We start from the raw sequence: 20,454 nt of genomic DNA, 5'->3' as shown, positions 1-20,454 counted from the left end.
GCCGGAACTCAGTCGGTGCTTGCCTCTCGGCCTGTTGTCCTCTTGGAGTTGATGCAGGCGGCAGCCCGCGGACCACGGCCGGGAGGATGTCACCCATCCGACAGGCGGAGTCGGTAGGTCTGGCGCATACCGTCCGCGGACAGGGGCAAGACAGGTGCGAAGCCGAGGTGTTCGTAAAAGCCGCGGGCGTCCCGGCCAGGGTGGTCCGGCCCGAACGTCGTCACCTCGACCGTGCCCGGAGCAACGGCGAGGTCGCGCAGAGCGGAGCGAACCAGCAGTCCACCGATGCCCCGGGCCCGCCAGGCGCCGCCGACCGCCAGCCAGCTGATCTCGTACCGCGGGGGATGGACCGACATCAGCAGCCCGCCGGCGAGCGCGCCGCCGGGCACATCCGGCGTATCGCGTACGCACAGGGCGGTCCCGCGCTTGATGTTGCGTTCCACGGCCTCCCGGAACTGCGGATCGTCGATCATGGGGCCGAACAGCTCCTCGACCTCGCCCGCCAGGCGCAGCCATGCGGGAAGATCGGCTTGGACGGCGGGAACAGCCTGCATGAGCGCTCTCCTGACAGGACGGGACTGGTGTTGCCGCGCGGATCTTTCGTGAGAGCTCAGCCATGGTCCGCTTCTTCCTCGCCGCCGACGAGAGGGCGTCCGAGGCGAAACCACACCTGCTTCCCGGTGAGCAGGGGCTGGGTCTGCAGCTCCTCGGTGAGCGCGGCCAGCAGGAACAGGCCCCGGCCGCACTCGGCGTCGTCCACCGGCTCTTTCACCGCGGGGAGCGCGTCGTCGAAGTCAGTGACGCCGACCAGGACGCCGTCGGGCATCTCACGGATCAGGAGCTCGCAGTCGCCCGGAGTGTGTTTCCAGACATTCGTCAGCAGCTCGGTGACGCCGAGCTCGGCCACAAAGCTCAGGTCGCTCTTGTGCCACATCCGCAGCAGGATCCGCACGATCTCGCGCACGAGCTCCATCGCATCGGGGCTGACCTCCGGCAGCACCATGTGGTGCTGCCGGACCGGGCTGACCACCATCCCAGGCACTGGTCCTCCAAGCGGCACGGACGTGCACTCGAACGCGGTGGCACCGCGTAACCGCTACGCCACCGTCCGAGTAGGCGAGACTCGATAATGGACCGCCAACTACCCTTGCGGCAAGAAGGCCCCTGAGGAAAGTCTTTCCCTTCAGGGATTTGGCATATTCCCGAACTGGCGCAGACGCTAGCCTGTCGCCCAACATAAGGAGGTGGGGATGCCGGTTGAGCCGACCCCGCGACGCCGACGCCTGGGCGCGGAGCTCCGGCGCATCCGCGAAGCCCTGGGCTGGACGCAGGAGGAGGCAGCTCGCCGCCTCGGGTATCAGTCCCTCTCCACCGTCAGCAAGATCGAGAAGGGGGTGCAGGGACTCAAGATCCAGCAACTGCCGCACTTTTTCGAGGTCTACCAGATCGACGACCCGGCCCTGCGTGAAGAACTGCGCAACCTCGTCCGCCGCGCTGGCGAGGCCGACTGGTGGCAGCGGTACGAGGGCGTTGTCGACGACCCGCTCGGCGACTACCTCTCCCTGGTGGAGAGCGCCAGCAGCCTGTTCGTCTTCAACCCCGTCGCCATCCATGGTCTGCTGCAGACGCCCGAGTACGCCCGGGCCGTAACCGAAGGCAGCCGGGCCTGGAAGACCCCGGAGGACATCGACCGCTTCGTAGCCATGCGCCAGGAGCACCAGAAGAACATGCTGGAGCGCGATCCTGCGCTGAAGATATGGGCGGTCCTTCCCGAAGGGCTCCTGCGCCAGGAAGTCGGCGGCAAGGCCGTCATGCGGGCCCAGATCGAGCACCTGATCGGGCTTGCCCGCACGGACCCGAACATCACCATCCAGGTCCTGCCCTACCGGACCGGTGCACACGCAGGGATGGACGGGCACTTCATGCTCATGTCCTTCCCGACGGGCCGGGACCTCGTGTGCATCGAGTCCATCCGGGCCCTGCTCCACCTCAACGAGCCAGACACGGTGGAGGTGTACCGCACCACCAGCGACATGCTCAAATCCGACGCCCTCTCCCAGAAGGCGTCCGTACCACTCCTCACCACCATCGCCAAGGATCTTGCATGAACAAGAACGAGCTCGACCCGTCCTGGGTCGAGTCCCAGCTGCGCGACGCCCAGTGGCAGACCAGCAGCAGCGGCGGCCAGACCTGCGTCCAGGTCGCCTTCCTCGACCAGGGCATCGTGGCCCTGCGTGATTCCAAGAACACCGGCAAGGCACCGCACCTGTTCACCGACGCCGAATACGACGCATTCATCGGCGGCATCCTCCGCGGCGAACTCCGACGCAACTGATCTGCACCGCTTCTGACTGCCGGCCAGTCCAAATCTCTGGCTGGCCGGCTACGCCGGGGAGTGCTGTTCGCCGACGACGGCATAGAGGTGCTCGCCATGTGCCCAGCGCTTGAGCTCCGACCGCCCGATGAGCACGATGTCGTGCCGCTCGGCGAACTCGGTTGCGGGCTTGGTGAATCCGTTGAGAGCGACGATGACGGCGACGTCCGCACCATGCTCGGGACGCGCGGTGCCGTTGAACTTCTGCACCGCCCCGGACCCGACAGGCGCGGTGTATTGCTTGCATTGCGCAACGATCTTGCGGCCCTCTCCGTCCCAGGCCACGACGTCCGCACCCAAGTCCCCGGAGCCGCCGACCCGGCGAGCCCGTACGAACCCGTCCCGGGCGAGCAGGTCGGCGCACGCTTGCTCGAAGCCGTTCGCGCTCATCGCGGTGAGCTGTTTCATCCGGAAGGTCAGGACCTTGGGCGCATCGGCGACCGGCGCGGTGGCGTGCTCCTCCTCCACGTCTTCGGTGTCGCTGTAGGCGACAACGTAGCCGCCTCGCTCGGAGAAGACCACGAAGCACAGCAGCACCAGGGTGCCCAGAATGATCAGCGCGAACCACCAGGGATGCCCCATGAGCCATCCCCGGACATCCTCCGTGAACCAGCCACCCACATCGTCGCGCAGCCAAGGCCACGCGTCATCAGTCAGCCACTGCCAGGCAACCTTGGCGATGCTCAAGCCGAGGATCAGCCAGAGGATGACCTTCAACACCGGGTCCAGCGACCCGTCCTCGTCGAACAACGTTCCCCCTTCTCTACCCTGACCTGGCCTCTTGGTGACCCCCGCGCTATGCGGCCCGTCGCACCGATGTCCTGCGTGGCCTGCGGGCGGACAGGCGCAGCAGAGTGTGCAGAGGGACTCCCTCTTCGGCCCATTGCCGCAGCCGCTCACGATCGACCCAGTGGACCTGATGCCGCTCGCCCCATGCCTTGGCATCCCGAGTGAAGCCGCCGTTGGTGACCACGACCGCGACATCGGCTTTGTGGACAGGCCCAGCGGTCCCCTTGACCTGGTACATCACCTTCGAGTCGACCTTGCCGCCGACGGTGGTGTGCTTGGCCTGCAGCACGATCCGCCCATGCTGCGCATGCCGGCCGATGACGTCGGCCGCCTGATCGCCGGCCTGCCCGACCTGCTGCGCCGACCAGCCGTCCCGGATGAGGAGATCCCGAAGGGCGAACTCGAACTCCGCATCACTGAGGGCGTCGATCCGGTCGAGCGGGAGTCGCAGAGTCGCGACGAGCGCGGCCTGGGCCCGCCGCAGCCGAACCCGCCGCACCTGCCACCGGACGACAGCCAACAGGACCGCCACCGCCACGGCAGCCACGAGCGGCCACCCGCGCACGATCGCACGCCACAGCACCGTCGCCGCCTGGACCAGCATGGTCGCCACGGCCAGGGCGACGACAGCCGCGGCCACCCGTTCGCGACGACCGCGCGGCGCGCGCAATCGCAACCGGATGCCGCCCATCACCGGCTCGACGACGCGGACACCGACGGCGTGGGTGCGACCGGCTTGTTCGTCTCGGCCCCGCTGTCGCTGCTGCCGAAACCGAAGACCTGCCCCCACAGCCAGACGAAGGCGACGGTTCCTGTGATGGTCCAGCCGCCCAGCTTCTTTCCGCGCGGCCGAGGATTCCTGCGGATGTGGCGACGAACCTCGTGAAATCCCTCCGGCGGCATGCCCTTCCCCCTCCTGTGACCTGGCAACCTGGTGATGCTGCCCCTGTGGATATGGGTGTATCAGCGGGCACTGACAAAAACTGATGGGTCATCACGAGAGTGGGCTCGCATCGATCACAAACCAGCCAAGGGTGCATCAACTGGTGTCTCCCAATCGATGAGTTGAGCGAGCATCCCACCTCTGACATGGAGGTTTTTCGGTGCCGTACGGTCGCGTCAACTGGCATGAACACCACCGTGTCTTGCCGATTCGTTGCTGATCGACGACAGTTCACCTGCGTCGGCACCGTGATAGCGGCCCTGGGAGGCGGTGCGGAGTTGGCGTGAAAACGGACGTGCTCGTCAGGGTCCGCCATCCTATTTGGCCATCGCTTTTCGGCCCATCCGGAAGGACGCTCAGCGTATCGGAAGAAGGACCGCTGTTCCGATCACAGATGTTTCGTGAACAACCCGCGCGACGCGGCCTGCGGACACTACCGTCCGGAGTGGAGACCGACGAGATGACAGGACCGCGGCGTTGGAGAACTTCTTCGTCCCCAAGAAGATCTGGCAGGGCGGAGGCCCCTTCCCGCACGTCCTCGTGCTGCTGAGCGAGTATCCCGAGTTCCGTGAGTACGCCCGTGCCCACCACGAACTGCTCTCCGAGTATGGCGACAAGCTCGGCGTGATCCCCGAGGAGTGGCTGCACGCCACGGCGCAGGGCATCCACCACGCACTCGACGAGAACCAGTTGGCAAAGCTCCGCGTCACCCTGCGCGACGAGCTCACCGGCGTGCAGCCGTTCCAGGTTCAGCTCGGACCCGTGTGGCCGGGCGTCACTGCGGTGACCGTCGCGGTTTACCCTGAGGACGGAATGGCCGCGCTCAACCGCCGTGTCCGCACTGCGGCCGAGAGGGTGCCCGGGATTTCCTTGAGGCCGCCTGAGCTGCGCTTTTGGGCACATGCGTCGATCGCGTATGCGCGAGATGACTTCCCGGACCGGAACCTCAACCGGGCACTGCGGGCACTGCGGCCCCCACGCGTGGACATCACGATCGACCGCGTCCACCTCGTCAACCAGTACCAGCACCCTGACCGCGGCTACTACACCTGGGATGTCGTCGAGGAGGTCCAACTCGGCTAAGTGGTGCCGCGTCAGGCAACGTTCGCTTCGTTGTTGGGGGCACAGTCGGTGTCGTCGACTCGGTGCTGTCCGCCAGAATCAGCGCATGCTGAGAGTTGGATCCATTGTGCTGGGTGTCTCGGATGTGCCGCGTGCGGCCGCGTTCTGGATGGAGGCCCTGGGATACGTCCCACGCGAGGAGGTGGAAGACGACTGGGTGGTGCTGGTGCCAGCGGAAGGGGCGGGGGTGCAGTTGGCACTCGGTCTCAGCGAAACGCCGGTCCAGGAGCATCCGCGGATCCATCTGGATTTGTATGCCGGGGACGCGGCCGACCAGGCCGTCGAAGTCGAGCGGCTGGTGTCCCTGGGGGCTCAGCGTGTCGACTGGGATCTTGATCCGGACGACGCCGACTTCGTCGTGCTCGCTGATCCCGAAGGCAACCGCTTCTGTGTCATCGACACCGGTCACCACTGACGGAGCCCCCCGGGGGGGCAGCTTGCATGGTGGAACGGCTGCGTGTGCGGGAGATCGACAGCGACGAGGGGCAGCGGCTGCTGCGGATCGTTCGTAGAGGCTCGGGGTCGGTGGTGACCTGGCGGCGGGCCCAGATGGTGCTGCTGTCCGCGCAGGGCATGAGCGTGGCGAGAATCGCCGAGCGAGGTGACGTTCACCAGCACGGACCGGGTCGGGGATGTGATCCACAACTTCAACGCCAACAGCTTCGACTCGCACTACGGCCTGTTCTGAGTTGAGGTCACGGGAGGCCGGCAGGCCGACGGAGTTGGAGGATCTGCTCCTCAGCCACCCCGCTGTCGCCCAGTGCACGGTCTTCGGCCGCCAGGACGAGACGCGGCCGAACACGTCACGCCGCCGTGGTACCGACCCCCGGCCACCACCCTCACTACGGAGAACGCCGGGACTACGTCACGGCCCGCAAAGGCCACCTCTACGCGCCGGAAGCCCTGCGCCTGCTGCCCTCCCTGCGTCTGACGGCGGCGGGCAAGCCGGACCGCCGCCCGCTTCGCGAACTCACTCAAGACCGGACCGCTGCTCGCCGATCGGCGAGCAGCGGGCAAGGGTCTCCGCCGAGCTCGGCTCAGAGTCTAAGGACGTGTCCGGCAGGCTGTTGGCGTCGATGGTGACCGTAACTCTCACGGCCCTTCCACAACAGACAACTCACGCTCCTTGCGGGGCAACACCTAAAATGCCGTCCGCAATCGCGCAACGGCCGGGAAAGGAAACTCGTGGTGCGGGAGTGCTGGTTCTGCCGGGAGGCCACACCGGCGTCATGGCACGACCGCGTCCTGGGGGTGCACAAGGATACCGAAACCACCATGACCCCATGGATCGTCGTCCTGCGCACCACCTGGCGTCAGGAAATCGTGTCCGTGCCACGCTGTGCCCGCTGCCACACCGGACACCAGATAGAGCAGACCGCGGCGGTGCTCTCAATAGCCGCGTTGATCGCCTACGCCGCCAGCGGCCAGCTGGACCGGCTGCTCGGCATTCTGTCGGCTTCGGCCGGAGAGCGGACAGTCGCGGCGATCTGGGCGGCCGTCGCCTGCCTGCCGGGGCTCGCATGGATCGCGATCCGGCAGGGCTGGCTTCCGTGGCGGCGCCTGGCGCCCCGCCGTCTGGGCTACGCCCGCCACCACCCAGAGTATCTGCAACTCCGGGAAGAAGACTGGAAGCCCAGGTCGGGCCCCCTCCACTGCTGGCGAAGCCCGCCGAACCCCCATCACCCTCCGCCGCCGAGCCGTTCCCGGCGGCTGATCGGGGGCTTCATCGAGTTGGTCGGAGCAGCCTGCGCCATCGCCATCCCCATCACCTACTTCCAGGGCTACGAAGAACTGGCCGGAGGTTTCATCGCGGCAACGGCAGGGCTGTTCTTCGTGTCCTCAAAGATCAAACCCGAGGACTGATCTCCGTGGTGGCGTCGCCCTCGTCCGGCGAGGGCTGACTCTGTAGCAGTGGGTGACCTTGGTCAGATCGAGATATAGATAGCGGACGCCTTCCTGTATATGAACGACGGACCTCTTTCGCGTGCAACTGCTCCGGGCTGACACTATGACTGGTCGCGCGCGATTCGATGTTGAACGAACCACGGGTGCCGGACAGCCGCAGGATGCGGGCGAGGAACTGCGGAACGGCGCATGTCGCAGCTCGACGTCACCGGCGTGAGCGGTACCGGGCAGCGGCCAGAAGGGCGCTCAGTCCCGTGCAGTCGCAGAACGTCAGCCCGCCGAGATCGATGACCACGAACACCCGGTTCTCACCGACCGCTGTCTGTAGTGCCTGGCGTACGTCATCGGCGGTGACGAGGTCAAGTTCCCCCGACACCGTGACCCGGCAGCTGTCGGGGCCGGTGGCTGTCCGGTCCACCCTGATCCTCTCGTGCACCGGCGCGTCTCCTTGGCGCGAGGCAGCCCCGCAGGGGTGGCTTCCTGGAAAACTCCAGGACAGGGGCTGTGTCCACTGTCACCCGTGCAGCGCAGGAGCGTGCCTGATCAAGAAGGTGATCGTTGGCGTTGTGGGAGGTCAGGATGGGGCACTGGGTGTATGAGTTTTCGGGTTGTCCGGAGCTGGAGGACCAGCAGCACCTCGGGCAGGAGGCGATCCCGGGACACGGGATTCTGCGGCCGCGTCCCGAGAGCCCGGGGGTCGTGGACGGCTATGTGCGCTACGGCCTCGACGAGGTGATGATGGTGGCCCGCTTCCGGTGGGTGGCCAGAGGTGATCCGTCGTCGGTGATGCCAGCGGTGATGCGGGCCGCGGGGGCTCCTCCGCTGTCGTGAACGGCGGTCAAGGGCCGGACAGGCGGCCTGTGCGAGTTTACCCGGCCGGGAAGCCAGCGGTCCGGCCGCCTATGCCAGGTAGTCAGCAGGCAAAGGTTGCCTGATGTGGCACTAATCGACGTTGTCGTTCGCCGGTGAACAGGTGCAGATGGCAGATCGGGCGGCGACATCGGCGGTGTACGCCATCCAGTCGCCGCCGCTCGTACGCTGCCAGGCGACGGCTACGCTGACGTGGATGGCCATGACACTCTCCGGGAGGCCGAAAGTGACCACGATCAGAGTCGTCACGTTCAACACCCTGTTCGGCGGCCACGATGACTTCGGACTCGGCGCTGGCGACCGATGGCGTGGGCAGATTGAATTCCTCAAGGGCCTTGAGGCGGACATCCTCGCGTTGCAGGAGTGCAATTTCTGGGACCTGCTCGGTTGTCGGCGTATGTACCAAACCCTCAACGCACTCGAACTGGGCAGCGCCTATCTAGCGCATGCCAACGAGACCACCAGCGGTCACCGGTTCCACAGCGTGATCATGCTGAGCCCCCGTGTTCGGCTCACGGCGCAGGGCGCTGACCGGGACAGGTACCACCACGTCATGGGCTGGGCGAACCTGATCCTGCCTGGCCTGGAAGGTCTGCTGGAACTGCGTAATCTGCATTTGGACCCCTTCGACCCGCGCAACCGAGCAAGGGAGATTTCACCGCTGGGGGTTCTTGCCGCTCCCGGCCGTCGATCACTGGTCGTCGGCGACGCCAACACCATCGGGCTTGACTATCCGGAGCCTGATTGGAGGCGGCTACCAGCGCACGCCGTCAACGGACACCTGGGCCTGCCCCGTGAAGGTGAAGACCAGGTCTCCGATCGGGACGCGACCGAACTCCTCGCCCGCGCCGGCTTCAAGGACGCCAGCCATCCCTTCCAGCAGGAAACCGTTCCGACGGCCGCGTTCGGCACCGGTGACGTGCCCCGGCGCCAGGACCTCATCCTCATGAGTCCGACGCTGGCCCCGGCGCTCGTCAACTACCAGGTGCACCTAGAGCCGGTGGACAAAGAGTTGTCGGATCATGGCGCCGTGAGCGCCGACTTCGACCTGAGCCGTGTCGCCTGAGCCCCATGGTCCGAGCGGGTCATGACGCACTGCTGGGGTGCAGGTAATGGTGCGTGAACGCGTAGTGCACCCACTCCGCTGCTGCGCCCATCAGCGTGCCGCCGGGCCAGTGGTCTGCGGAGGTCAGCTCAAATCCGTCCGCGGTATAGGCGAGTGGCGGCCGGTAGGTGGTGAGCTGACGGTACAGCGAGGACATCGGGGAGTCGTCGTCCAGGTCGTGCCGATGCTTGATCAGGCCGTCGCGGACGGTGTCTTCGAGTGACGGCGCGCCCGGGTCGGCCAGCCGCGGCGCGAGCGCCGTCACGATGTCTTCCACTGGCACGGCCTTGGGGCTATCGATCAGAGGGCTGGTGTACAGGCGTAGTGCGATGGTCGGCAGCGCGAAGGTAAAGGTGCCGCTGCTGTACGTCTTGGGCCAGACCGGCTCCAACAGTGTCGCTGAGCGACGCAAAGACTCTGTCCACCGCCTATTCCGCCAGTCGTCGTTCTCTGCCACGGTGAAGGCCATTTGGCCCGCCGCCCACCACAGATCCCGCGTGTCAGCCATACCGCCAACCTACGGGCCATGAACTGCCTTGTCCGCCCCTTCCAGAACTTCCCGAAGGCCGACGCCACCTGCCGTCAGGAGACCGCTGTCCGACGCACCTGCGTGAGGCCGCAAGCCCACGAATCTCGCCCCGCCCTGGGCTGGGGTGGCCGGTACGGAAGTCGTCCCGCTCGATCGGTCGTGCGGGTCAGCGCAGTCCGGCGAAAAGATCTTTCTCGGGTACGGCCGCGCCGGTGGCGTCCCGAATACGTACGAAAGTCTCCACGCCCATCAACTCGCCGAACCTCTCCCTGCCCATCTTGAGGAAGAAGATGTTCTCGCCCTGACTGGCGTGCGCGGCCAGTGCCCCCATGGGGACGTCCATGAACTTCAGCCTGGGGAGTTACGCGAAGTTCCACACAGAGAATCCGAAACGGCTTGGTTCGCTATCAAACGCCTCGATTGGATATCAAAGGACAGAGTTCGCCGGGGGCAGACGGGAAAGAGTTCCGAAAGACTGGCCAATGCGGGCAGGGGCATGTCAACGTAGACGACCTTGCAAGAAACACCAGGTCAGAGAGGTGATTGCTCGTGGCCGTGGCTCCTGTTGGCCCCGGTTTCTCCACTACCGTCGAAGCCCTGCGGCTGCGTGAGTGGCAGCTCGGTCCCGGCCAGCCCACGCTGGTCCTGGACCAGTTCTCCGCAGAGGACTTCCACCTGATCGTGGACGACCGTGCGGATGTGCACGTCAGCTCCAAGGACGGCCGGTTCTACCTCGGCTGGTTCCCGCTCGGCCGCCCCGGCACGGATGGTGAGGGATGGAAGATCGCCGTCTCTGGCACGGCCAAGCTGCCCGGCTACCACCTGTCGTTCGACACCGAGACGCCGGCGGACATCGTCGCCGCCACCGTGGCGCGCGTGCTGGAGACCTCATGCCTCCTATGACAGCGCGGACACCGACAGGCAGCCCCGCCGAGCGGCCGGCAGTCTGCCGACCGCCGACCCGTTCCACTGCTCCCCGTTCCCCCGCGCCTCAGGAGGCTGTACGTGACGTCCCCGGAGATGACCGTCGGCGATCTCATCGACCGGTTGTCCGGCTGCGACCGGAGTGCTCCGGTGCGCCAGGCCATGAACCCCTTCTTTCCGATGGCGCACGGCCTTTCGCAGGTCGTGCAGTCCGTGGACGAGACCGGCCGGACCGTCGTCTACCTCGCCGAAGGGCGCGTCGAGGACGCACAGCTCGGCCACCTGCCGCCCGAGGCCGCCGTCGCCCTGACCTGGCAGGGCCCCGTCCAGGCACCCCCGCGCCGCCCCCGCCGCCGCGCGGGCGGCAACTAGACCCGCACCGAGCCCTTGGAGGCGCCCCTGTACCCCGACTTCCCGCTCGACCCGTCCACTCCGCGCGGCGGCCAGCCCGCGTTCTGGGTCGGTCCCCGGCATCTGGCCGGTGATGATGGACGCCTCTACGACGCTGTCGCCGATACGCTCGCCAGCCTGGGCTGGACGAGCCTGACGATCGTCCGCGGCCGGCACGAGCCGGACGAGGAGCCCGAGGACCGCCAGGTCTTGCGCAGCACCGTCCTGCACGTGAGTCCCGACGCCCTGCGCTGGGCCCAGTGGAGCCTGGCGGACGAGCCGTTCCACCTGGGAGAGTTGCCAATCGCCTGGCAGATCTCCGCCCGCGCCGAGACCAGCAGCCCGCTCGCGTCGTGGTCGGCCTACTTCACCCCCGACGTCCCCGGCGAGGCCGTGACCGACTTCCTCGTCGCGCTCGACGCCCGCGACCAGCCCGCCGTGCCGCTCGCCGACCCCGAGCTGGTCCTCGACGCCGTCGCCGCACACGGCTGGCTCCGCGACATCGACCAGCCCCAGGCGGCAGCGACGGACCCGACGTTCACCTCGCACATCAGCCTCGGCGAGGTACCGCCCCTCATCCAGGACGCCGACCCGCGCGCCCTGACCACCGCGGCCGACGAGACGGGACCGGCCGGATGGCAGGCATGGGCCGAGCCCGCGCTCGGCGCACCGTGTCTGTGGGCAGCCTCCTTCGCCGCCAGTGTCCCGCACGACCTTGTGGCAGCCTTCGGCGCCTGCCTCAGCTCGACCGCACCGGTCGTGCGCCGGGTACTGCCCGAGGCCACCCAGGAGCGCCTCCTGCGCGCGCCAGTCATCTAACATCCCGCGCTCAACTCCCGACGCACGCAGCCCGGCTCCTCCCAAATGGAGGGCGCCGGGCCTTTTGCTTCCAGGGCCGTAAACACCGGTGTGCACAACGGGCTGCGCGGCTCCCTGCCGCCGCAGCCGGACAGTAGGCAGCGGCATGTCGGAACAGGTCAGCAGACCTGCACCCCGGCAGTTGGGGGACCGGCCCGGGCGAGGCGCCGTCGCCGGGCGGCCGGTCTTCGCTGTCCCCGGGGGTTTGCCACCCTGAGATGGCACGATGCAGGACGTGGCAATGCACCCCAGCCCCTAGCGGCCTTGTCGCCGTTGCTCTCGTCGTCGCCGTGACGGTCGCGCTGTCGGTCCGTTCACGTCGCAAGGGCACGGCCGCCCTGGGGGCTCAGTGGCAGGCATTCCAGCAGGACCGGAGGTCCGGGCAAGGGCAACTTCTCCAGGTCATGCGGGTCTATCAACACGGACGCCGTGGCTCGAAGGCCATCGTGACCTGGTGCGACACCGGTCGGCAACAGGGCGCCTGGTTCTGGAACCACGTTCCCGCAGGCGCGTATCTACTCGTCAACGCCTCCAGCGGCTATGGGCCTCACAGTCACAACCCGAACGTGCTCTACGTACGGCCCGGACAGGTTCGAGTCTGAGTGCCCGGCCAAGCTGCTCGCGCCGCTCAGTGGGTCGGCCAGTAACGCAGTGCTTGAATGGACCGTCGTTCTGGCTGAGCAAGGAGAAGCGCTGTGCCCCTGGTGTCTGTCGTGATGCCCGTGTACAACTCGGCAGCCACGCTCGGCGCAGCAATCCGGTCGGTGCTTACGCAGACCCACAGCGACCTGGAGCTGCTGATCACCGACGACCAGTCGTCCGACGGCTCCATGGACCTGCTCATGGAGTTCGCCCGGCAGGACAAGCGCGTCCTGCCGGAAGCCGCACCCGAGCGGGGTGGTGCCGGGCGGGCACGCAACCTCGCTATCGAGCGGGCCCGGGGGGACTACGTCGCCTTCCTCGACAGCGACGACATGTGGCTGCCGGAGAAAGCCGAGCGGCAGATCGAATTCGCTGCGGCGGGTACGGCACCTCTCACGTTCACCTCGTACTTCAAGATGGCTGCCGACTACGGCGGTGAGAGCACCGACTTCATCCCGAACGGGCGCGTGGTCCGCGCCCGGGAACACGTGGACTACGGCGCGATGCTGGTCCAGGACCACATCGGCGCTCTGACCGCCATGTACGACCGTAACGTCCTGGGCACCAGGCTGATGCCGGAGATGCGCAAGAGGCAGGACTACGCCCTGTGGCTCTCGATCATGCGTGACGGCGCCGACGCCCGGGGCCTTCCCGAGCCGCTTGCGGTGTACAGGTCCCACCAGGCGGGGTCGCTGTCCTCCAACAAGCTGTCGCTCGTCCCGTACAACTGGGAGCTCTACCGCGAACACGAGGGGCTGTCGGTCCCCAGGGCGACGCGGGCCCTGGCAGGCGCAGTGTGGCAGTCGATGCGCAACTCGCGGATCTAACAACCTCAGCAAGCCCCCGACCTGCGGCTGCTGTGCTCGCACACCTTGAAGAAGGTGCCCATGCCGCAGGCCCGCGAGGACCGGATGAACGGAGATCGGTTCGGCACCGTGCAGGGGTACGACGGTGCGCCGATTCCCGCCCCTGTGCTGCCCGGCATACCCCTGAACCGCGGGCACGTGTGCGCTGAGCTGCGATCCTTGCGCTGCTGCCCCCTGACCCATGGTGGTCGGGGGCAGCAGCTTGGCGGGCGGAAGGGTTAGCGCGTGGCCTTGGCGAGGGCCTTGTCGAGGTGACGGTCGACGAGAGCCGGGGAGCCGGAGACGATCAGCAGCAAGCTGCCATCGCGGATCGCGGTCTGCTTGACCACGGTGCTCCGCCCTCCGGTGGAGAACGTCAGGAGCTGGCTCCACTGCTCGTCACCGAGGCCGCGGGGCGCGGGCAGCTTCTGCGAGGCCATGTCGATCGGGGTGCCGCCCGCGACGACCTGATAGGTCGGGCAGCCGCTCATGGCGTCGAAGATCCGGCCGATGCCCTCGGACAGCTTGTTCGCGCTGTCGCTGTACAGCTCCTCCGAGAGCTCTGAGGAGCTGCCGCCGTAGGTGAAGGTGGCCTTCGCCTTGTGCGGGAAGGTGAGCGTGCCGCCGGTCGCGGCGTCGCCGCCCAGCTCGTTCAGAGCCGGGCAGCCGATGACGGTGACGTCGTCGTGCCGTGCGGGGCGCTCCGGTTTACGCAGGTAGCCGGTGCCGAGGTAGCTCTGGTCGAGCAGGCGGGTCTCCAGCGCGGCAGACGAGAGCACGGCGGCCTTCCGGAGCGCCTCGGCCGGCTTCCCGGTACGGGCGGAGGAGGTGGCGTGGTGCTTGGCCCCGGTGGTGTCGGTGGAGCAGGCGGGCAGGGCGAGGAGGGCGGCGGTGATGCCGAGAGCGGTGGTGGCGACGCGAACGCGCATGACGGAACTGACCCCTTGGTACCAGGCGACGGGTGGTCAGCGCGGGCCCGCAGGCCCGGTGGGGTCGTAGGAGTGGGGGTCAGTGCCCGAGGTGGCGCAGGCAGTCCTCGAACGTGGCGTGCGTCGCGTCCGCCGGCTCGGAGTTCCGGTTGAACCACGCGGTGTCGAGGCGGGTCTCCTGCCGCTGGTGGCCAGCCCGGCACCGCAGCCAGATCTGGTCGCGCGTGGAGAGGATGAGCCAGTCCCGGTACGACCCGCACTCGGAGCAGGCGGCCACCTCGCCGTCAAGGACGAGGGGCTGTATCCACGGCATCATCTTGCCGTCGAGCTGGTCGTGACTCGGCACGCGCAACTCCGGCGGAAGGAAATCGTCCACCACGGCGGCCGGCTCGATGCGCTCCGGTTCAACCGCCGGCACCCCGAAACCCGGCGGGACCTGGTTCTGCAGCCGCGCCGACAGCTCGGCGAACTGGCGCTGAGCCTCGCTCGGCCCCTTCGCCCGGCGGCGTATCCGATGAAACACCCTGGCGTCCTCCTTTGCCTCGTCCTGGTCGCTTCATGAGCGTGCCCTGCGCTCCTGTCGGTTTCAATTCACAAAGTCCACAGTCACCTTCGGCCAGGTCATGAGGGCCTCCTCGCTTCCTGGCCGCGAGGATGACGAGTTGTCCCGTCCTGCTGCTTCTTACCGCTGTCCCACGGGTCCTCGTGCGGTTGGTCGTTCGTCCCGGGGAATGGTGCCGCTCGTGTACGGCCGGGCTCGCCCACCGTCGATCAGCGGGGCATCGGTGGAGTACAGCCTGGGACCTTCCAACTGGGCCCAGGCCCGGCGCACGGCAGGAGCGCGGTGCTCGCGGCGGTGGGCAGCAGGCTGTTGACGTCGGGACCGGTCCCGGGCGGTGTGCATAGGTTTGTGGCATGGCGTGGTGGCGACGTTCGAAGCCCCGTTGCGGGCCGTCCGGTGTAGCGGCTCCCTTTTAACGGTGTGCGGACGGTGTGCCAGATTGGTCCGCGCCAGTGAGCCGAGCAGCGAGCAGCAGGGGGGGACATGGAGCCGACCAGCCAGGGTGTTTATCCGTTCTGCGGGCAGTGCACGGAAGAGACCATCGCGTGGTCTGCCCCGGACACGGAGACTGTCAATGGGATCGGGACCATCTTCTATGGCGCGGCCGACCCCTGTCTGAGGTGTGGCTCCGTCGTCAAGCGGGAGTATTTCTGCGTTCTGTGGATCCCCGTCTGGCCGATGGGCCGTTACCGCATCATCACCCTCAGCAGCTCGTTGACCGGCTCACGCTATGTCGGCCGGCGGTTCCCCGTCAGGGCCGATAACCCCCTCGGCCTGGACAAGAAGACCGCAGCACTCGTTGCGCAGGCGGAGGCAGAGGAACAGGAGGCCGCGAAGTCCTGGCCCGAACCACCGCCGTCTCAGTTGGCCGACCACCCCGAACTGCGCGGCGAGCGCTACCAGGAGGCAGAGGACTACTGGGAGTTCGACTTCCCCGACCGTGCTCTGCCGGTGTTCGAGGAAGTGCTCGCCGCACACGAGGCGGTGCTGCCTGCCGACGACACCGCGACGCTCCAGTTGCGCCAGCGCGTGGCGGAGGCGTATCTGGCGGTCGGACGGCCGGTGGCGGCGCTGGCTCTGCTCACGCAGACCCAAGCCCATCTCCGCCGGGTGCTGGGCCCCACCCACCCCGACACTCGCCGTGCGCGGGACGGCATGACCAACGCGCGAAGCCAACTGGGCCTGTCCCGCGACGAAGCCAAGGCGCTTGCGGCAGAACTGGCCAAGCTGGAACGTACCCTGGGGCCGGACCACCCGAAGGCCCTGCGCACGGCGTGCGCCCTGAGCTCGGCCCTGCTGATCAACTCCGTGGTACGGGCACTCGAGGTGCTGCAAGAGACGCTGGACCGGTCCGAGCGGGCGCTCGGCGCCGATCACCCGGACACCAGTCACGTACGGGAGGAGCTGATCAGGACCTGCGAGCTCGCGGAGTACCGCGGCAAGCCGGACGATGTACGGGCAGCGGCGCGGGCCCGGGAACGCGCGCAGGGTCCCGACGCCCCGGAAACACTGGCGGCGCTGTGCAATCTGGCCCGGCTTCTCGCGTCGTCCCGCAGGCGCAGGCGCAGGCGCAGGCGCAGGGGTGAGGCGGTGGAGCTGCTTCGAGACACGCTGGAGCGGTGCGAGCGGACGCTGCGCCCGGACGACCCGCTGACGGCCGACGTACGGCGGCAGCTGGAGGAGCTGAGCTGACCCGGCATGCTCTCCCCGCCGGTACTACCCAAGGCCGGCTGTGAGTTGGCCTCCAGGTCCATGGGCTTCCCATGAACTCCGCCACCGGGTTGGCCGCCCTCCGCGTCGACCACCCCCACACGGGCAGCAGACCCGCATTCGCTCCTTACCGACAACGACGAACGGGATGGTCACACCCGCAGTTCAGCCGACGACAACAAATCATGGGATGCAGTGGGCCATAGGCACTCACCGTGAATTACCTATCCCCTGGTCAGCGGCGTGTCCGGGAGGAAACGTGAAGCAGGACGGGACATGACGAGTTGGCCACGGCGCGTGTCTCCGCGCGGCGGAGGGACGTTGCCCACGGTGTGCCCCAACACACTCCGTCTCCTGCGACCGCCCAACTTCGCGACGCCTACTGGCGCGAGTCGCCGCACCTGCGCCATTCCCTTCCGTCCTGCGTGTGCACCCACGATCCGCAAAGCGGACCTGCCCGCCGCCGAGGTCCGGTGTGGCGTACGACCTGCTGTGGGCCGCGGGCGGGGCGGTGGCGCTGTCCCGTCTCTCGGTGATGCGCTGAGACCGCGCGCCGGCACTCGGCGTTGCTCACCTGGCCTTACGCGCTGTCTCCTCCCCGCTGCGCCGCCTGCCGGGTGCGGAGGGCCTGGTCGTCGTTCTGCGCGTTGCGGCCGACCCCTGCGGTGCTGCTCTCGGGCAGGCTTGAGGCGTCGGCGGGCACGTCGGCCGTCCGCCGCAGCCGCCACACGAGCACGTCGCTGACCGAGTCTGCGGTGTCGAGTTCGCGACGCTCTACTGTGGCGGTCAGGAGGGCGGTCGGGTCGTGGCCGGCGGCTTCGGCGTCCGCGATGGTCGCGGTCAGGGCTTACCAGCCGGGCTCGGCGAGGATCTGGTCGGCCAGCTCCGGCAGTGCTTCGCGTAGCAGCACCGTCTGCTGCTGGAGCATCGGCTGGCTCAGACGCCGGCCTCGCTGGTAGAGCACGCCGAGGGGTTGGGCGCCGGCGATCTGGTAGGCGGTGCGCAGGTGTTCGGCGGCCCGCGCGGGGCCTGGGCCTGCTGGGCGTGGCCCTTTCTAGCGTGCCAGTGCGCGGCGGCGGTAATGAGGAAGAACAGCATGTCGATCGCCATCGCGGTCGCCATCGCCGTCCTCGCCCCGGCCGAGGGCGGGACTACCGTGTACGAGGTCGTGGGCAGCCTGCCGCAGCGCTTGGTCATGCCCGTGCTCGGCACGGACGTGGGAGCGGGCGGCGCGTTCGAACGTGAAGACGCTGTCGCGCAGTTCACGGCGGGTGTGGGCGGCAGAGGTCTTCGGGAGCGCGCCCAGGACCTCGCCGGCCGACGCGATGTACGCGGCGGTGTTCGGCGTCATCCTCGCCTTCTGCGGAACTGGTGGCTCGCCTCGGCTCGTACCTGGTTCCTCAACCCCGCGCACCCGCGCAACTCCGGCTCGGGTCGCCAGCGTGTCGGCAGAGGGGATGGAGTCCGCCAATAGGACGTCCGGAGATCCGGACTCCCTCGACGAAACGGCCGAAGTTGGTCGGGCGAGCACGGGAAACCCTGGTCATTGGCGTTCAGGCGCATCGGGGCATGGTCCACACTGGCCAAAAATCGATCACTTAAAGTGATCAAGCATCCACTCGTTGTCAGAGCTGCGTGCTCTCATTGCCAACGCGGGGATCGCCAACGGCTGGGCACAGGAGGGCTATTTCATGGCGGCAAAGGTGGAGGCTCACGTTCGGGCCGCTGTCCCAATATGCGTGCGCCCGGGTACGGCCCGATGAGCCGCCAGCGCCCGGCGCGGCGTACCGGCCGTCGTAGGCCGGTACGCCGCTCCCAGAAGCAGGATGCGCAGGTTGCTCTGCTCGCCACCGGGGCTGTGGCGGTCGTCGTGGTGGTCGCCGTCGTGCAGTGGCTGCTCGTGCACTGGTGGATCATCCTCCTCGCGGTAGTGGTCGCTGCGGTCGGCGGCGGCTTCTGGCTGCATCAGGTACGGCAGCGGGCCGAGTGGGAACGTGTGCGCGCCCGTGCCCTGCGGATGCGGATCGTTGAGTTGGACGCGCTGGATCACCGTGCGTTCGAGTTCGCGATACGGGATCTGATGCGACGGGACGGTTGCCGTGCCGAGCGGATTGGTGGCGCCGGCGACAAACCTGCGATGTGCGGGCCGTTGATCCCGCCGGGCGTGTGTGGGCCATCCAGTGCAAGCACCGCCGGGACGGAGACCGTGGCTCCGCCGTTGGTGTCGGCGTCCTACAGCAGGTCAACGGCACCGCACGGCAAATCCATGGAGCGGATATTGCTCTTGTCCTCACCAATGGCCGCTTCAGCTCCAAGGCCATCCCTTGGAGGAAGGAGCACCGGATCCATCTCGTCGATCGCCGCAAGCTTGGCGAGTGGGCTGCTAGCTCCCGCCCCTTGTGGGAGCTGCTGGATCGCATCCCGCCCCCCCACGTCATCCAACCACCCTGTCCTGAATCGCCGAGTGCGGCGCTGGATGCGAGGGAGGTGCCTGCTGGTCAGCGTAACGCCGCGGGAGCGCCATGAAATCAGCCACTGGATAGATGCTCTGTCGCCGATCACTGCGGATGGGGCCGTAGAGATACCCGGTTCGACCATGTCGAGAGGCGGGATACCAGGTGCTAAGGGGAGGACTGGCCGGATGGTTTTGACCATCAACGTCGCCGTACTGCTAGCGGTGATCATCGTTATGCGACTGCGTCGACGCACACAGGCCCGGCCGGTGCGACGAGAAGCCGACCGTGGTCATCGTCCTGGTCTTCGGTGTGCTGATCGCTCCAACCAGCTTCGGGCAATGGATCCTCAGCGTCGTGGGCCAACTTGCACAAAACATCGCAGTCCGACGGCCATTGAGTCATCGACACCATCCATGGCTATCGAATCCCGGTCGGGTACCGAGGCATGTCCGTACTGTGATGGACGTCTTCGTGGTGCTTCAGCAGACCAGCGCCGCTGTGTGCCGTCTGGCCGCATCAACATGACAGACCAGCTTGTATGGGGCCGGCGGCGCCTGATGCGGCGTGACCTCGGCGAGGTGCCGACTGTCATCCTGGGGCTGAGGCTCTCCAGGATCGCGGTGTCGGCTGGGAGGTCGGCGATGCAGAGAGATGTGGTCCATGATCACCTATTCTCCCTGAACTGTTAGCGTGCCACGAGATCAACTTAGGGGCAGGAGCGGACCTGGATGGATGCCAAGCGGCCACTCTGGTCGGCGAGTCAGGCGCATGATGGAGTAACAATCGTGAAGTAACGCGCCCTTCTCGGACACCCTCCGGTCGTGCTCAAGACTGTCTTCAATGGTGGTCGGCAGAGGCCGTCCTAACGAGATACCGAAGGGGGATCACGACCCATGACCAAGACGCGTGCACGGCTGAGTCCAGACACCGGTGAGTCGGAGGGTGACCTGCGCGCTCCGATGATGGCGGATACAGCCTGTCCCGACGTGGCAGGTGGGGAAGGCGAATGGTGCGAGGACGCTCTCGCCGGGATTCCGTCTGCCTACCGGCCCGACTTGTTGCAGGTTCTGGGTCGGCTGCATGCGGTCAACAGCCGCCAGTGGGACGCCGAGGACCGGGTGCGGCAAGCTGGGGACGAAGAGATTCCGGCTATCAAGAGGGAAATCGACGATCTCAATGGCCTTCGTCATGCACTCATCGAGCAGGTCGACCGGATCTTGGATGCGGCGTGGAGTGCGAACGAGGACGTGCCCCCCATCACGGAGTCGATCGGCTCGGCACTTGACCGACTCTCGGTGCAGAAGCTTCGGATCGTCCATACGGAGCGACTGGTCGGGGGTGACGCGGACGCGGCGAAGGGAGCCGGGATTCTGCGTCGTCAATACGACGATCTGGTGTGGTCCATCGCGGTCGCTTGCGGGGATCTCGTGTCCGGTCGGCGGCGCGCGCCCCGGCCTGAACGCATGAAGCTCTACGGAAAGTCCGTGCGATGAGCGCGGTC

At 67.3% G+C, this 20,454-nt stretch carries 25 protein-coding genes and 4 pseudogenes; 17 read left to right on the top strand and 12 right to left on the bottom strand.

Annotated features, from left to right (window positions below; all coding sequences use genetic code 11):
* Window positions 1-89: 89 nt before the first annotated feature.
* Together ACJX2R_RS12660 and ACJX2R_RS12655 are read right to left on the bottom strand one after the other, a co-directional pair.
* Window positions 90-554 carry a GNAT family N-acetyltransferase gene (locus tag ACJX2R_RS12660; RefSeq protein WP_413100193.1) on the bottom strand — a complete coding sequence of 155 codons (465 nt, stop codon included), beginning with the start codon at window positions 552-554 and terminating at the stop codon, window positions 90-92.
* 56 nt (window positions 555-610) lie between these two features.
* Entirely contained in the window at window positions 611-1,003 is a 393-nt protein-coding gene (locus ACJX2R_RS12655; protein WP_413100192.1) for an ATP-binding protein, read from the bottom strand.
* Window positions 1,004-1,250: 247 nt separating this feature from the next.
* Here ACJX2R_RS12655 and ACJX2R_RS12650 point away from each other — a divergent pair, with 247 nt between their 5' ends.
* A complete protein-coding gene (locus ACJX2R_RS12650) occupies window positions 1,251-2,108 on the top strand; it encodes a helix-turn-helix domain-containing protein (protein WP_413100191.1) in 858 nt (285 codons plus the stop codon).
* On the top strand, window positions 2,105-2,335 hold the full coding sequence (locus ACJX2R_RS12645) for a DUF397 domain-containing protein (RefSeq protein ID WP_279932618.1): 231 nt from the start codon (window positions 2,105-2,107) through the stop codon (window positions 2,333-2,335). The genes ACJX2R_RS12650 and ACJX2R_RS12645 overlap by 4 nt, the downstream gene beginning before the upstream one ends.
* Before the next feature lie 48 nt (window positions 2,336-2,383).
* Here ACJX2R_RS12645 and ACJX2R_RS12640 read toward each other — a convergent pair whose 3' ends face one another.
* From ACJX2R_RS12640 to ACJX2R_RS12630, 3 genes are read right to left on the bottom strand one after another with little or no spacing between them, the layout of a single operon-like run.
* Window positions 2,384-3,124 (bottom strand): restriction endonuclease, encoded by a 741-nt coding sequence (locus tag ACJX2R_RS12640; RefSeq protein ID WP_413100190.1) that lies wholly within the window; start codon window positions 3,122-3,124, stop codon window positions 2,384-2,386.
* Between the two features lie 46 nt (window positions 3,125-3,170).
* Window positions 3,171-3,854, bottom strand: coding sequence for a restriction endonuclease (locus ACJX2R_RS12635; protein ID WP_413105834.1), 684 nt, complete (start codon window positions 3,852-3,854; stop codon window positions 3,171-3,173).
* On the bottom strand, window positions 3,854-4,066 hold the full coding sequence (locus tag ACJX2R_RS12630) for a hypothetical protein (RefSeq protein WP_413100189.1): 213 nt from the start codon (window positions 4,064-4,066) through the stop codon (window positions 3,854-3,856). Before ACJX2R_RS12630 ends, ACJX2R_RS12635 begins: the two co-directional genes overlap by 1 nt.
* A gap of 517 nt (window positions 4,067-4,583) precedes the next feature.
* Between ACJX2R_RS12630 and ACJX2R_RS12625 the strand changes: the two genes are divergently transcribed.
* The 4 genes and pseudogenes from ACJX2R_RS12625 to ACJX2R_RS12610 all read left to right on the top strand — a co-directional run bounded on the left by ACJX2R_RS12625 (window position 4,584) and on the right by ACJX2R_RS12610 (window position 7,091).
* On the top strand, window positions 4,584-5,189 hold the full coding sequence (locus ACJX2R_RS12625; RefSeq protein WP_413100188.1) for a 2'-5' RNA ligase family protein: 606 nt from the start codon (window positions 4,584-4,586) through the stop codon (window positions 5,187-5,189).
* Between the two features lie 85 nt (window positions 5,190-5,274).
* Window positions 5,275-5,643: a VOC family protein gene (locus ACJX2R_RS12620; protein ID WP_413100187.1), complete on the top strand. Its 369-nt coding sequence runs from the start codon at window positions 5,275-5,277 to the stop codon at window positions 5,641-5,643.
* Window positions 5,644-5,669: 26 nt separating this feature from the next.
* Window positions 5,670-5,904: pseudogene (locus ACJX2R_RS12615) on the top strand (helix-turn-helix domain-containing protein); the annotation flags it as partial.
* A gap of 599 nt (window positions 5,905-6,503) precedes the next feature.
* A complete protein-coding gene (locus ACJX2R_RS12610) occupies window positions 6,504-7,091 on the top strand; it encodes a hypothetical protein (protein ID WP_413100186.1) in 588 nt (195 codons plus the stop codon).
* 247 nt (window positions 7,092-7,338) lie between these two features.
* Here the strand turns inward: ACJX2R_RS12610 and ACJX2R_RS12605 are convergent, their stop codons facing one another.
* Window positions 7,339-7,569 carry an STAS domain-containing protein gene (locus ACJX2R_RS12605; RefSeq protein ID WP_413100185.1) on the bottom strand — a complete coding sequence of 77 codons (231 nt, stop codon included), beginning with the start codon at window positions 7,567-7,569 and terminating at the stop codon, window positions 7,339-7,341.
* Between the two features lie 143 nt (window positions 7,570-7,712).
* On the opposite strand from ACJX2R_RS12605, the gene ACJX2R_RS12600 reads away from it, so the two are divergent.
* Complete coding sequence (locus ACJX2R_RS12600) at window positions 7,713-7,964, top strand: hypothetical protein (protein ID WP_413100184.1); 252 nt, start codon at window positions 7,713-7,715, stop codon at window positions 7,962-7,964.
* A gap of 235 nt (window positions 7,965-8,199) precedes the next feature.
* Entirely contained in the window at window positions 8,200-9,069 is an 870-nt protein-coding gene (locus ACJX2R_RS12595; RefSeq protein WP_413100183.1) for a hypothetical protein, read from the top strand.
* 19 nt (window positions 9,070-9,088) lie between these two features.
* Here the strand turns inward: ACJX2R_RS12595 and ACJX2R_RS12590 are convergent, their stop codons facing one another.
* Together ACJX2R_RS12590 and ACJX2R_RS12585 are read right to left on the bottom strand one after the other, a co-directional pair.
* Window positions 9,089-9,616, bottom strand: coding sequence for a hypothetical protein (locus ACJX2R_RS12590; RefSeq protein ID WP_413100182.1), 528 nt, complete (start codon window positions 9,614-9,616; stop codon window positions 9,089-9,091).
* Between the two features lie 187 nt (window positions 9,617-9,803).
* Window positions 9,804-9,962: pseudogene (locus ACJX2R_RS12585) on the bottom strand (GlcNAc-PI de-N-acetylase); the annotation flags it as partial.
* Window positions 9,963-10,186: 224 nt separating this feature from the next.
* Between ACJX2R_RS12585 and ACJX2R_RS12580 the strand changes: the two are divergent.
* From ACJX2R_RS12580 to ACJX2R_RS12560, 5 genes are all read left to right on the top strand, one after another.
* Window positions 10,187-10,540: a DUF317 domain-containing protein gene (locus ACJX2R_RS12580; RefSeq protein WP_413100181.1), complete on the top strand. Its 354-nt coding sequence runs from the start codon at window positions 10,187-10,189 to the stop codon at window positions 10,538-10,540.
* A gap of 102 nt (window positions 10,541-10,642) precedes the next feature.
* Window positions 10,643-10,933, top strand: a complete 291-nt coding sequence (locus ACJX2R_RS12575) for a hypothetical protein (RefSeq protein ID WP_413100180.1) — start codon at window positions 10,643-10,645, stop codon at window positions 10,931-10,933.
* 15 nt (window positions 10,934-10,948) lie between these two features.
* Window positions 10,949-11,770, top strand: a complete 822-nt coding sequence (locus ACJX2R_RS12570; protein ID WP_413100179.1) for a DUF317 domain-containing protein — start codon at window positions 10,949-10,951, stop codon at window positions 11,768-11,770.
* Window positions 11,771-12,099: 329 nt separating this feature from the next.
* Entirely contained in the window at window positions 12,100-12,411 is a 312-nt protein-coding gene (locus tag ACJX2R_RS12565; protein WP_413100178.1) for a hypothetical protein, read from the top strand.
* 93 nt (window positions 12,412-12,504) lie between these two features.
* Entirely contained in the window at window positions 12,505-13,278 is a 774-nt protein-coding gene (locus ACJX2R_RS12560) for a glycosyltransferase family 2 protein (RefSeq protein ID WP_413100177.1), read from the top strand.
* A gap of 257 nt (window positions 13,279-13,535) precedes the next feature.
* On the opposite strand, the gene ACJX2R_RS12555 is transcribed toward ACJX2R_RS12560, so the two are convergent.
* Window positions 13,536-14,225: a hypothetical protein gene (locus ACJX2R_RS12555; protein WP_413100176.1), complete on the bottom strand. Its 690-nt coding sequence runs from the start codon at window positions 14,223-14,225 to the stop codon at window positions 13,536-13,538.
* Window positions 14,226-14,304: 79 nt separating this feature from the next.
* The gene (locus tag ACJX2R_RS12550; RefSeq protein WP_413100175.1) at window positions 14,305-14,748 is read right to left on the bottom strand and encodes a hypothetical protein; all 444 of its coding nucleotides are present in this window, start codon (window positions 14,746-14,748) and stop codon (window positions 14,305-14,307) included.
* Window positions 14,749-15,465: 717 nt separating this feature from the next.
* On the opposite strand from ACJX2R_RS12550, the gene ACJX2R_RS12545 reads away from it, so the two are divergent.
* A complete protein-coding gene (locus tag ACJX2R_RS12545) occupies window positions 15,466-16,479 on the top strand; it encodes a tetratricopeptide repeat protein (RefSeq protein ID WP_413100174.1) in 1,014 nt (337 codons plus the stop codon).
* 588 nt (window positions 16,480-17,067) lie between these two features.
* Here the strand turns inward: ACJX2R_RS12545 and ACJX2R_RS12540 are convergent.
* Both ACJX2R_RS12540 and ACJX2R_RS12535 read right to left on the bottom strand, forming a co-directional pair.
* Window positions 17,068-17,833: pseudogene (locus ACJX2R_RS12540) on the bottom strand (mobilization protein); the annotation flags it as partial.
* 375 nt (window positions 17,834-18,208) lie between these two features.
* Window positions 18,209-18,547 (bottom strand): hypothetical protein, encoded by a 339-nt coding sequence (locus tag ACJX2R_RS12535; protein ID WP_413100173.1) that lies wholly within the window; start codon window positions 18,545-18,547, stop codon window positions 18,209-18,211.
* Window positions 18,548-18,636: 89 nt separating this feature from the next.
* Between ACJX2R_RS12535 and ACJX2R_RS12530 the strand changes: the two genes are divergently transcribed.
* From ACJX2R_RS12530 to ACJX2R_RS12520, 3 genes and pseudogenes are all read left to right on the top strand, one after another.
* Window positions 18,637-19,023 carry a restriction endonuclease gene (locus ACJX2R_RS12530; RefSeq protein WP_413100172.1) on the top strand — a complete coding sequence of 129 codons (387 nt, stop codon included), beginning with the start codon at window positions 18,637-18,639 and terminating at the stop codon, window positions 19,021-19,023.
* Between the two features lie 115 nt (window positions 19,024-19,138).
* A pseudogene (locus ACJX2R_RS12525) lies at window positions 19,139-19,331 on the top strand (hypothetical protein); the annotation flags it as partial.
* Window positions 19,332-19,846: 515 nt separating this feature from the next.
* Window positions 19,847-20,446 (top strand): DUF4254 domain-containing protein, encoded by a 600-nt coding sequence (locus ACJX2R_RS12520; RefSeq protein ID WP_413100171.1) that lies wholly within the window; start codon window positions 19,847-19,849, stop codon window positions 20,444-20,446.
* The last annotated feature ends 8 nt before the right edge of the window (window positions 20,447-20,454 follow it).

Origin of the sequence: Streptomyces sp. Inha503 (assembly GCF_047215865.1) — a bacterium.
GTDB classification, from domain to species: Bacteria; Actinomycetota; Actinomycetes; order Streptomycetales; family Streptomycetaceae; genus Streptomyces; species Streptomyces lycopersici.
The sequence above is the reverse complement of the archived record's forward strand: the minus strand, read 5'-3'. Positions and strand labels throughout refer to the sequence as shown.